This window comes from Lentzea alba (assembly GCF_047445655.1).
Taxonomy (GTDB): domain Bacteria; phylum Actinomycetota; class Actinomycetes; order Mycobacteriales; family Pseudonocardiaceae; genus Lentzea; species Lentzea alba_A.
Map to the genome: position 1 here is coordinate 1 of NZ_JAJAEG010000075.1, position 12,904 is coordinate 12,904.

Sequence of the window (12,904 nt, forward strand, 5' to 3'; positions counted from 1 at the left end):
TCGGTCAGGGCTGGCAGGGTGAGCTGGCGGAGGTGCGTGCGTGGAACCGCACGATCACCCAGCCGGAGTCCGTGTCCATGGCCGACGCGTCCGTGGTCAGCGGTGTCGGCGAGTGGAAGTTCAACGAGGGCAGCGGTTCCATCGCCCGTGACTCCTCACCGTACGGCCGCGACGTGACCCTGAACCTGGCTGGCGGTGCGTCGTGGGGCCAGGGTGTGCAGGGTGGCGGTGGTCTGGCGCTCAACGGCACCAACAGCTCAGCCAGCACCAGTGAGGCCGTGCTCAACACCGACCAGTCGTTCTCGGTCGACGTGTGGGCCAAGCTCAACGACACCGGCGCGCCTCGCACGGTCGTCGTGCAGCGCGGTCCGTCCGGTGTGGACCCGTTCACGCTGAAGTACGACGGCACCCAGTGGTCCGCCGAGATGCCGAACGCGTCGACGAACCCCACGACGACGTGGCGCGCCAAGGCTGAAGCCGTGGTGAACAAGTGGACGCACCTGGTGGCCACCTACGACGCCAGCGCGCGCACGTTGAAGCTGACTGTGGGCTACAAGACCAAAGAGGACAGCCCGGAGCCTCCCGACGCCCTGAAGAGCACCGTGACCGGCGTCGTCGGTTGGAACTCCACCGGCGTCCTGTCCGTCGGCCGCAGCAGCGCGGGCGAGTTCTTCAACGGCAACGTCGACGAGCTCAAGACGTGGCAGGGAGTCCTGGCGCCCACGCCGTTGGACGACACTCAGCGCAACGGCGCGTCGGTCTCCGGTGACAACCTCGACGAGTTCATCCGCGTGGAAGCCAACGGCGACGTGCAGGCGTTCCTCAACCAGAACGGCATCTACCCCGGCGCGCCCCAGCACATCGGCTCCGGCTGGACCCCCGAGCGGACCTTCTTCGCCGACATCGACGGCGACGGCAAGTCCGAGATCGTCGCGGTCGACGCGGACGGCACCATCCGGGCGTTCAAGAACGTCAACGGCATGAACGGCTTCCCGTTCGCCGGCCCGACCACGATCGGCACGGCCACCTCCGGCGAGGCGATCCGCACGAAGTTCGCGGACGTCGACGGCGACGGCCGAGCCGACCGCATCTCCGTCGACGCCGACGGCCGGGTCCGCGCCTACCGGAACCTGTTCGGCATGAACGAACGCGGCCAGTCCACGGCGTTCTCGACCACCCCGGTCATCCTCACCGTCACCGCCCACACCCCGGACCGCGTCCTGTTCGCGGACGTCGACGGCGACGGCCGAGCCGACCGCATCTCCGTCGACGCCGACGGCCGGGTCCGCGCCTACCGGAACCTGTTCGGCATGAACGAACGCGGCCAGTCCACGGCGTTCTCGACCACCCCGGTCATCCTCACCGTCACCGCCCACACCCCGGACCGCGTCCTGTTCGCGGACGTCGACGGCGACCGCAAGGCCGAGTTCATCACGGTCAACCAGGACCAGACGGTCTCCGGCTACCTCAACCTCAGCGGCCTGGGCTACGGCAGCTACGACACCTCCATTGAAATCGGCGTGGGCTTCACCCCCGAGCGGATCCGCTTCGCCGACGTCACCGGCGACGGCAAGGCCGAGATCATCCACATCTACCCGGACGGCGCCGTCTACTCCTGGACCAACAAGCACGGCATGACCAAGTTCCCCTACGAAGAGGCCAACCAGATCGGCGCCGGGTGGCACGAGCCCTTCCGCGCCCACTTCAGCTGATCAACCCTGCACTCACTTCTTCTGGAGCTCGTGTCATGTCTTCAACCCTGCCCAAACGCGGCCTGGCCGTCGCCCTCGTGGCGTCGCTCGTGTCCACCGTCCTGGCCGCCACGCCTGCCCTGGCGGCCCCCTACAAACCCCCAACACCGCAGAAAGAACGCGTGGTAGCGGGTAAGAAGCTCGGCGTCGGCACCGCTGAGGACGTCCGCACCGGCACTGCCTTCACCGGCAGTGCCCCGGTGTGGCCCAAGGCCGGTGTGGCCGAGGTCGAGGCCGTTTCGGTCGCTCAGAAGAAGGTGGCCGACACTCCGTTGTCGGTCGCCGCGGCCGACGTGGAGGCCGCCAAGGCGAAGCCCAAGGTCAAGATCGAGACGTTCGACCGCGAGAAGACCCGCAAGGCGGGCGTGTACGGCGTGCTGTTCAAGGTTTCCGGTGGTTCGGCGAAGGTCGAGGTCGACTACTCGTCCTTCCGCTGGGCCTACGGCGGTGACTGGTCCTCACGCCTGCGGCTCGTGGAGTTGCCCGAGTGTGCGCTGACCACGCCGGGTAAGCCGGAGTGCGCGGCGAAGCCGGTGGCGTCTCGCAACGACCCGGCCAAGCGCACGGTGACCGCGACCGAGGCCAGCCCGGCCGGCGGCGCGTTCATGGCGCTGGCCGCAGGCACCTCCAGTGGTTCCGGCACGTACTCGGCCACCAGTCTCGCCCCCTCGGCGACCTGGTCGGCAGGGTCGAACACCGGTGACTTCTCCTGGAACTACCCGCTGCGCATGCCACCGTCGCTGGGTGGTCCGACGCCTTCTTTGGCGCTGGCGTACTCGTCGTCCAGTGTGGACGGCCGGATGGCGGCGTCGAACAACCAGCCGTCGTGGATCGGTGAGGGCTTCGAGCTCGGCGCGAACTTCATCGAGCGCCGCTACATCGGTTGTGCCGACGACATGGGCACCGGCGCCCGCAACACCACCAAGACCGGCGACCTGTGCTGGCGCAACGAGAACGCCGCCCTCTCGATGGCCGGCCACGCCGGTGAGCTGATCAAGGAGTCCGGCAACCGCTGGCGCCTGCGCAACGACGACGGCACCCGTGTCGAGTTCCGCACGGGCGCGTCCAACGGCGCCCGCAACGGTGAGCACTGGGTGGTCACCACGCCCGATGGCACCCAGAACTGGTTCGGTCGTGGCACGCAGTCGGTGCTCAACGTCCCGGTTGCTGGTAACCACGCGGGAGAACCGTGTGCCGCCAACGCGTTCAAGGACTCCTTCTGCGCGCAGCCGTACCGCTGGAACCTCGAATACGTCGTGGACCTGAACGGCAACACCATGTCGTTCAGCTACGACAAGGAAACCAACAAGTACGCGCGCAACAACACCGAAACCGACCTGGCGCAGTACGACCGCGCCGCGGTGCTCAAGCAGATCGACTACGGCACCCGCGCCGACCGCACCGAAACGGCGCCGATGCAGGTCGTCTTCGAGCCGGCTGACCGCTGCCTGGCCAACTGCGGTACCAAGAACGCCACGAACTGGCCGGACGTCCCTTGGGACCAGGAGTGCAACGCGAGCCCGTGCCGCGTCGGATCGCCGACGTTCTGGATGACGAAGCGCCTTGCCGCCGTGACCACGAAGGTCGGCGGCAACCTGGTTGAGAAGTGGACGCTGGGTCACTCCTTCCCCGACCCCGGCGACGGCACCCGTGCGGGCCTGTGGCTGGACAAGGTCTCGCACCAGGGCCTGGTCGGCGAGACGGTCACCCGCCCGGACATCCGCTTCGGTGGCATCCAGCTCAGCAACCGCGTCGACACGCACTCCGACCAGCACGCGGCCATGAAGTGGTGGCGTCTGAAGACCATCCACACTGAGACCGGTGGTCGCGTCGACGTCACCTACTCCGACCCGGACTGCGTCGTGGGCTCGCGGATGCCGAACCCGAACGCGTTGCAGGACAACAACCTGCGGTGCTACCCGGTGCGTTGGACCCCGGAGGGCAACACCACCCCGATCTGGGACTACTTCCACAAGTACGTGGTCAAGAGCGTCACCGAGACCGATCTCACCGGTGGCGCGGTGCGTGTTCTGACCCAGTACGAGTACGTCGGCGATCCGGCTTGGCACTACACCGACGACGACGGCTTCATCAAGGCGGAGGACAAGACCTGGTCCGACTGGCGCGGCTACAGCGCTGTCCGCGCCATGAAGGGAGACCCAGGCGAGCAGACCCTCACCGAGACGCGCTACTTCCGCGGCATGCACGGCGACAAACTCCCGTCGGGCACCCGCAACGTCTCCCTGCCCGCCATCGCCGTAGGCAACGTCCCGGCCGTTGTCGACGAGGACGTCTTCGCCGGCATGCCGCGTGAGGAGATCACCTACAACGGGCCTGGCGGTGCGGAAGTCTCCGCGACCGTCAACGAGCCGTGGCGTTCCGAACCCACCGCCACCCGCACGATCAACGGCATCACCACCTACGCCCGATACGTGAACACGGCGGTCAAGCACGCCCGTACCGCGCTCGATGGCGGGCGTGGTCACCTGACGACGAGCGTGAGCACCGAGTTCGATCAGACCTACGGCATGCCCGTGAGGACTGAGGACAGGGGCGACACCTCGGTCACCGGTGACGAGAAGTGCAAGCTGTTCGACTACGCCAGGAACACGTCTTCCTGGTTGATCGAGGAAGTCTCGCGGGAACGGGAGTTCCTGGTCGACTGCGCCAAGGCACAGGCGGGCACGGGCCTGGTGGACGCGGATGTCTCCGGTGACACCAAGACCTACTACGACGGCCAAGATCTCGGTGCTGCACCGACCAAGGGCGACGCCACCAAGACCGAGGAGCTGAAGTCGTACGTCAACGGCGTGGCGTCGTACCAGACCACGAAGACGGTCGAGTACGACAACTACGGCCGGGTCACGAAGCTGACCGATCTCAAGGGGGCGACGTCCACGGCGTACACGCCGGCCCAAGGCGGACCGGTCACCCAGACGACCGCCACCAACTCGCTCGGCTGGGTCACCACGACCACCAAGCAGCCTGCGTGGGACCTTCCGTCGTCTATTGTGGACTCGAACCAGTGGCGTACCGACATCACCTACGACGGGCTCGGTCGCACGACGGCTGTGTGGATGCCGGGCTACGACAAGAACTCGGTGCCCGCGAACAAGAAGTTTTCGTACCTGGAGCGAGTGAACGGCCCGGTCGCGGTGACCACGAGTTCGATCAACGCCGACGGCCAGTACAACACCTCGATCCAGCTGTTCGACGGCTTGCTCCGGCCGAGGCAGACGCAGAAGCTCGACGCGTCCGGCAGCACGACCAACGCCGTCGTGACCGATGCGTACTACGACTCGGCGGGCCGTTCGGTGCGGTCCAACAACGAGTACCTCGCGAACGTCGCCCCGAGCACGGAGCTGTTCGTTCCGACGGACACCATCCCGTCCGGAGCGGTGACGAGCTATGACGGCGCCGGGCGCGAGATCGTCGAGAAGCTCAAGAAGAGCCTGCCGGTCGCCAGCCCTGGCGGTGAGGACCTGGCGGTCACCACGACCTACTACGCGGGCGACCGCACGGACATCACGCCGCCGGCTGGCGGTGTTGTGTCCTCGACGTTGACCGACGCGCTCGGCCGGACCTCAGAGGTGCGGCAGTACCACGCCGGTGTCGCCGCCGGCAGCGCGTCGGGCTTCGATGCCACGAAGTACACATACGACCGCGAAGACAAGCTTCGCAAGGTCGTCGACCCGACCGGCAAGACCTGGGAGTACGACTACGACCTGCGAGGCAGGCAGTACCGCACGGTGGATCCGGACAAGGGGCTCATCACCTCGGTCTACGACGACTCCGACCAGTTGCTGTCCACAACGGATGCTCGTGGCAAGACGCTCGCATACACATATGATGAGTTGGGTCGTAAGACGAGCATGCGTGACGACTCGCCGACGGGTCCGTTGCGTGCGGAGTGGTTCTACGACGTGCTCGCCGACGGCAACAGAGTCAACGGCCAGTTGGTGAAGTCCGTTCGCCACGGCGAACTCGGTGCGTATGTCAAGGAGAACATCGGCGTTCGGTCGGACGGCCAGCCGACGGCGACCGACTTCACGGTTCCGGCGGGGGAGACCGGTCTGGCCGGCACCTACAGCTACGTGTTCACCTACAACGCCGACGGTTCGCTGTACACCACACGCATCCCGGCGATGGGTGACCTCCAGCGGGAGACTCTGCAGTACGGCTACGACGGGCTGGGCCAGGCGAAGACGCAGAAGAGCGGCTACGGCACCAAAGCTCAGACCGACCTCGTCACCAACACCGGCTACACCTCGTTCGGTGAACTGGCGAGCTACCGGCTGCGAAACAGCGGCGGCAGCACTGTCGACATCACGCGCAACTACGACCAGCACACGCGCCGTCTCAACCAGATCTGGACCACGCGCCAGACCGGGCCCACCGATGTCGCCAACGTGTCGTACAGCTACGACACGTACGGCAACGTCACTCGCATCGCGGACTCGGTCAGTGCGGACACCCAGTGTTTCCGGACCGACTACCTGCGCCGTTTGACAGAGGCGTGGACTCCCGCGTCCGGGGACTGCGCGCCCGACCCGACCGTCGCCGGGCTCGGCGGCCCGTCGAAGTACTGGCAGTCGTTCACCTACAACAGCGCGGGCGACCGCACGAAACTGGTCGAGCACGGCACCAGCGCCGGTGACCGCACCACGACGTACACGCCGACACCGGGCAAGCACAGCCTGGCCGGCACGTCGACCTCGGACACCGCCGGAACCCGGAACGTGTCGTACTCCTACGACGAGTCCGGCAACCTGCTCACCCGGCCGGCGCCGACCACCGGCACGCAGACTCTGACGTGGGACCAGGAGGGACACGTCGCCACCACGGTCGACGAGTCCGGTGCCTCGTCGTACGTCTACGACGCCGACGGCAACCGGTTGATCAGGCGCGACCCGACTGGTCGCACGCTGTACCTGCCGGGCCAGGAACTGCGCTACACCGCGTCGTCCGGTGCGAAGTCCTGCACCCGGTACTACACGCACGCGGGCCAGAACATCGCGATGCGCACGTCGACCGGGCTCACGTGGATGTCCTCCGACCAGCACGGCACGGCGGAGAACACGATCAACGCGCTGAACCAGGTGGTGTCCACGCGCCGCACCCTGCCGTTCGGTGAGGTTCGCGGCGGCACGGGAACCTGGCCGGCCAAGCTGGACAAGGGTTTCGTCGGTGGCACGCTCGACAACACGGGCCTGACCCACATCGGTGCCCGTGAGTACGACCCGGCCATCGGCCGCTTCGTGTCGGTCGACCCGGAGATCGACAACGCCGATCCCCAGCAGATGCACGGGTACGCGTACGGCAACAACAACCCGCTCAGCTACGTCGATTCGGACGGTCGCTGGTCGATCGGTGGTGCGTTCCGCGCCGTGGGCAACGCTGTCGGCAGCGCGGCCAAGGCGGTCGGCAACACCGTGAAGACCGCCGTGGTCAACACGGTGAAGTCCATCAAGGAGGACCCGCTCAAGTTCGTCACCGGCGTGGTCGTCGGTGCGGCTGCCGCCGTCGCGGTCGGCGCGGTGTGTGCCACCGGTGTCGGCTGCTTGCTGCTCGCAGGTGCGGTCGCCGGTGCTGCTGCGGCGGGTGCCGAGTACGGCACCGACGTCGCCCGCGGTCGCAAGGAGTTCAGCGTCGGCGAGCTCGGCAAGGAGATGGCGATCGGCGCCGCTGTCGGCGGCGTCACCGCGGGTCTCGGCGTGGTCGGCGGCAAGGTGCTGAACAAGGCACGGCAGGCCATGCGCAAGGGCGGCGACAAGGTGGCCGACGACGCCGCCAGGAGCACACCGCCCGCGGAACCGCGAGGAAAGTGCAACGGCGCGCACAGCTTCGCCCCGGCGACGTTGGTCATGCTCGCCAACGGCACCACCAAGCCGATCAAGGACGTCCAGCGCGGCGACGAGGTCCTCGCGACCGAGCCGCGGACGGGCGAGACCGTGGCGAAGCCGGTGACCGAGCTGCACCGCAACGTCGACTTCGACCTGACCGACCTCGACGTCGTCAGCGCCGGCGGCAAGGTCGAGACGATCGAGACGACGTGGACGCACCCGTTCTGGGACGCGACCGACGGCAAGTGGGCCTTCGCGTCACTGCTCGTGCCCGGCCACGAGTTGCGGACCGCCGACGGCGTCTCGATGATCGTCAAGTCCGTGCGCAACCGCGTCGGTAACAAGGTGATGCGGGACCTCACGGTCGCCGAGTTCCACACGTACCACGTGATGGCGGCCGGTTCACCCGTGCTGGTCCACAACTGCGGCACAGGCTCCGAGTTGCCGGGCACCGTCAGGAGGAACCATCTCGACGACGACGAGTACAAGCAGGCCCAGGAGTTCGTCCGGGATCACAAGGGGCACTTCGAGGGCCAGCAGACGAAGCACCTCCAGACGATCGACGGGCACTACAACGGCCACCCCGTGAGCCTCAAATCCGTCAACACCAACAAGCGGTCGACCTTCATCCGCATGCTGGTGAAGGCCAAGAAGGACGTCGCCAAGACTCCTCAGCACATGGGGCTGCATCTGATCGTGAGGGCTCCTTTCCTGGGAACCAGAGCGATCGCGTCCGTCAAACTGATCAGGGTCTTCATCCAGCAGGGCTGGTTCGGCAAGGTTTCGATCAGGCAGGCGAACGGCCATTGGATGCACTACAGCAAACGGCCGAGCTAAGGCGGAACTGATGGCGATCGAATGGACCGTGGAGCACAACGGCCACCTGCCGATGAGCGAATTCCTCGTCGGTTTCGGTGACGTGCTCGACCGGTTGGTGGGTACGAGGCCCGCGGTGGGTGTCGTGCGGGGAGAGCTCACGGGGGAACCCGTCGAGTTCAACCCGGGCGACGCCCGCCAGAACGCGATCGACGTGGCGGCGACCGACCTCGACCTCGAGATCGAACTGGAGATCGCGGGCCAGGCGGCCAAGATCTCCGTGTCCGTCTACCCGCCAGATCCCGGCGAGGCGAACACAGGCCACCTGGTCGGCGCGATCATCGGTGCCGACCGCACCGACCCGTCCGTCGCCGCCGGCTTCGCCGCTGCTTGCGTGCTGGCCTCTCACACCAAGGGGTGTTTCTTCGGCACCGGGCTCGGCGGAGGCGTGCACCAGTGGCACGAGGTGCCGGACCTCCTCGGCAAGGCCACTCCCGGCCTGCTCATACCGGGGGAGAACCTGTCGGCGCTCAAGGAGACGCTGTGGCGGGGCAAGCTGGGTAGGTAGCCGTTCGAAGTGTGGAAGGGCGGGCGCTCGTGATGAGCGTCCGCCCTTCCGCGTTACCGGGTACCGCTGCCGATCAACGTCGTGGCGTCCACTTCGGACAGTCCATCTTCCCGCAACGAAGCCACGTACCGCTCCCGAACCTCCGCGACCTGATCAGCGGAGAGATCGGTGAGGGCATGCCGGAACCCGGACCCGAGCACGAGCAGCCACGCCACCTCGTTGGTCATCGTCAGCCGCAGCTCGTTGACGGTCACCTCGACATCGGCGAGCCCGCGCTCGGTCAACCAGGCCGCGTACGTGTCCGCCTGACCGATCCGGTCGACCTGCTGCGGCGGCCGCGGCGCCTCTTTCTCCACGCCCGTGACGGCTGAGACCGCACGCGCGAGATGACGACCGGGCGCCATGATCGTGTCGCCACGCCAGATCGTGAGCACGACGCGGCCGCCGGGCCTGGCGCGGCTGATCAGGTGTTCGGTGCCGGCCGTCATGTCGGGGAAGAAGAAGATCCCGAGAGCGCACTGGACCAGGTCGTAGTCGGCGGGTTCCCACGTCGTCACGTCGGCGTTGTGGGGACGGAGCTGGGGCAGGTCGGTCGCCAGCCGCCGCAGCACGTCCACCATCGGCGCGGACAGGTCCACCGCGTCGACGAGGCCGTCCGGGCCGACCTCGTGGGCCGCGGGGATGGCGGAGGCGCCGGTGCCGCAGCAGGCGTCGAGGACGCGTTCGCCGGGGGTGGGACTGGCCACAGTGGTCACCGCGGTGCCGATGGGGTTCCACAGGTGGTTGCCGAGCGCGTTGAAGTCCGCGGCGGCCTCGTCGAAGGCGCCGCGATAGTCCTGCTGATCTGCAGCCATGCCGTGATGTTAGTGGCGGCAGGTGGTTCGAGGGCGAACGAAGCGCTGTTCATGATCTTGTGCAGGTGGTTCGTGAGACCGGCCTCTTGCCTTCTTGTCGTCAGGCATGCATGCTTCCGCCGAGTTTGAAACGGATCGCGGGTTGTCGGGGGGCACGCGCGGACGCCTGGGGGCACCACCATGACTCGCGCTTCAAGGGCGCGCGGCTTTGGTCTGCGCACATTCCTGATCGCGGCGGCGATGTTGCTGCCGGGCCTGTACGTCCCATCGGTGGCAGCGGCACCCGACTGCGTTGACGCACAACAGACTCCGCAGGCCGCCATCGACATGGCGAAGCGCTGCGGGCAGCGGGTGGAGGTCCTTTCCCTGCGGTCGGAGAACGCGCAGACGTTCGCCAAGCCCCAGGGCGGCTACACGGAGGAGCAGTCGGCCGAGCCGCGGTTCGCTCGTCAGGCCGACGGTTCGTGGGCTCGCGTCGACACGACACTGCGCGCCAACGGAAAGACGGTGACGCCCGCCGCGGCCGTGCTGCCGGTCGAGTTCTCCGCCGGTGGTGACGGCCCGGCCGCGAAGCTGCGTGACGGCGACCGCGAGCTCTCGATCACCTGGCCGTTCGGGGCGCTGCCCAAGCCGGTGCTGTCCGGCAACGAGGCCACGTACCCCGAGGTGCTGCCGGGTGTCGACCTGAAGCTCACCGCGTCCTCGCAGGGCTTCGCCCAGGTTCTGGTCGTGAAGAACCGCGAGGCGGCGAAGAACCCCAAGCTCGCCAAGGTCAAGTTCGGCTTCGCGACGAAGGGCATCACGGCTCACGCGGCCGGTGGTGGTCTGGAGGCCAAGGACTCGGCCGGCAAGGTCGTCTTCGCCTCACCGACGCCGGTGATGTGGGACTCCGGTCAGGACAACGTGCCGCACGTCGGCGTGCTCTCGAAGTCCGCCGTGGAGGCCAAGAAGAAGCGCACCGCGACCATGCCGGTGAGTGCTCAGAACGGTGAGCTGACCGTCACCCCGGACGCGAAACTGCTCGACGAGGCCCAGTACCCGGTCATGATCGACCCGTCCTGGTCGGGCCGGTTGCACGACAACGCGTGGACGCTGGTCTCCAACAAGAGCGGGCACGAGGGCAGCGTGTTCTGGCAGGGCCGCAACAACCAGGGTTTGGACTACCTGAGCAACACGGGCACCTACGGCAACGCCGGAACCGGCCGCATCTGCGACAGCGTCTCGTCGTCCGGCGCGTGCCTGAGCGCGCAGTACAACGTGCGCTCGTACTTCCGGATGGACACCTCCGGGGTCAAGGGCAAGATCGTCACCGGTGCGTCCTTCCGGATCGAGCAGAAGTGGTCGTTCACCTGCAACCCGAACTCCACCGCGACGCTGCGTGCNAACGTGCGCTCGTACTTCCGGATGGACACCTCCGGGGTCAAGGGCAAGATCGTCACCGGTGCGTCCTTCCGGATCGAGCAGAAGTGGTCGTTCACCTGCAACCCGAACTCCACCGCGACGCTGCGTGCCACCGACGGGATCACTCCGAGCACGACCTGGAACAACCAGCCGGGTTTCTGGTGGGACGCCAAGTGGGGCTCGACGGTCGGGGCCAACCGCAAGGTGGACGCGCAGCACGGCTGCGCCGGACCCGGTGACGTCGAGTTCCCGTTCACCGACGCGATCAACACCGCCGCGGCGAACAACTGGGACCACCTCACCATGGTGTTGCACGTCGACGAGGGCGTCGTCAGCTCCTGGAAGCGCTTCAACGCCGGCAGCGCCGTGCTCGCCATCGACTTCAACTCGATCCCGAACATGCCGGACCAGGTCACCGTCGACGGCAAGGCCTGTGCGACCGGCGCGGCTCGTCCGCTCGTGCCGACCGCGACGCCGATCATCCGCGCCAGGCTGAGCGATCCCGATCCGGCGGAAGCCATGAACTCCAACTTCGAGTGGCGCCGCATGCGTCCGAACGGCACGTTCGGCCCGATCTCGAACGCGGTCCACTACCCGTGGGCCAACGGCACCACCGGCCAACACACGATTGCCGGGCCGGCCACCCACAACAAGGGTGTGCTCGAGGCGACGGACACCATGGTCGGCACCGCTGACTACGACAAAGACGGACGCCCCGATGTGCTGATCCGCGACTCGGACGGCTACCTGTACCTCCTGCCGACCGTGGAGACGCGCGACGGGTGGCGCTCCGGCGACCGCGTGGAGATCGGCAGCGGCTGGAACGGATACACGATCGCGGGACTCGCCGACTGGGACAAAGACGGCAACCAGGACATCGTGGCCCGTGAGGACAGCTCCGGCCTGCTGTGGCTCTACCCCGGCGAGGGCAAGCGCGCCCCGTCGACCCAGGCGAGGGTCCAGCTCGGCCCGAACTGGAACGGCTACACCTTCGTCGGTCTGGCCGACTACGACCGCGACGGCAAGCAGGACCTGATCACCAGGGACGTCGTGAACGACCTCTACCTGTACCCCGGCGAGGGCGCGCGCCTGCCCTTCAGCCAGCAGCGGGCGCTCATCGGCAACGGCTGGGGCGGATTCACGTACTACGGCGTCGTCGACCAGACGGCGGACGGCAAGCCGGACATCATCGCCGAGTACGGCAGCGTGCTGTACCTGTACCCCGGCAGCGGCACTCGTGCGCCGTACACCGGCAACCCCGGTCGCTACGACATCGGCAACGGCTGGGCGGGCGCCGAGGCGCGGACCATCGCGGACTTCAACCGGGACGGCGTTCCGGACATCGTCGCCAGGGTGCCGTGGTCGACGGACTACCTCCTCTACCCCGGCGCGCTGAGCGGTGCCCACGGCGGCAGCCCGTGGTCCATCGCGGGTCGCGGCATCACCACCGGCGACTACCAGTACCGCGTCACCGCCGGTGACTGGCAGCTCTGGGGCCCGCCGTCCGGCTGGTGCGAGTTCTCCGTCGACGTCAACCCGCCCGACGCGCCGACGTTCAGCTCTTCCGTTTACAAGACAACGGGTTGCCCGACTGACGGCTGTGGTTCGCTCGGCATCGCGGACACCTTCACGTTCGCCAGCACCTCGACGGACGTCGTGAAGTACAAGTGG

At 67.4% G+C, this 12,904-nt stretch carries 5 protein-coding genes; 4 read left to right on the forward strand and 1 reads right to left on the reverse strand.

All coding sequences use genetic code 11. The features are described 5' to 3' along the window. The 3 genes from LFM09_RS49685 to LFM09_RS49695 all read left to right on the forward strand — a co-directional run. Positions 1 to 1,712 (forward strand): FG-GAP-like repeat-containing protein (locus LFM09_RS49685; protein ID WP_414103659.1); only part of this gene is annotated, 1,712 nt, incomplete at its 5' end. A 35-nt stretch (positions 1,713 to 1,747) separates the two neighbouring features. Beyond that, entirely contained in the window at positions 1,748 to 8,431 is a 6,684-nt protein-coding gene (locus LFM09_RS49690) for a polymorphic toxin-type HINT domain-containing protein (protein WP_414103660.1), read from the forward strand. A gap of 10 nt (positions 8,432 to 8,441) precedes the next feature. After that, positions 8,442 to 8,978 carry a hypothetical protein gene (locus tag LFM09_RS49695; RefSeq protein ID WP_414103661.1) on the forward strand — a complete coding sequence of 179 codons (537 nt, stop codon included), beginning with the start codon at positions 8,442 to 8,444 and terminating at the stop codon, positions 8,976 to 8,978. A gap of 53 nt (positions 8,979 to 9,031) precedes the next feature. Here the strand turns inward: LFM09_RS49695 and LFM09_RS49700 are convergent, their stop codons facing one another. Further along, entirely contained in the window at positions 9,032 to 9,832 is an 801-nt protein-coding gene (locus tag LFM09_RS49700; RefSeq protein ID WP_414103662.1) for a class I SAM-dependent methyltransferase, read from the reverse strand. Positions 9,833 to 10,012: 180 nt separating this feature from the next. Here LFM09_RS49700 and LFM09_RS49705 point away from each other — a divergent pair. After that, positions 10,013 to 12,904: FG-GAP-like repeat-containing protein (locus LFM09_RS49705; protein ID WP_414103663.1), on the forward strand; the 2,892-nt coding region annotated here is incomplete at its 3' end.

Coding starts and splice junctions, on each gene's coding strand:
- LFM09_RS49690 (WP_414103660.1), top strand. CDS start 1,748: ATGTCTTCAACCCTGCCCAAACGCGGCCTGGCCGTCGCCCTCGTGGCG.
- LFM09_RS49695 (WP_414103661.1), top strand. CDS start 8,442: ATGGCGATCGAATGGACCGTGGAGCACAACGGCCACCTGCCGATGAGC.
- LFM09_RS49700 (WP_414103662.1), bottom strand. CDS start 9,832: ATGGCTGCAGATCAGCAGGACTATCGCGGCGCCTTCGACGAGGCCGCC.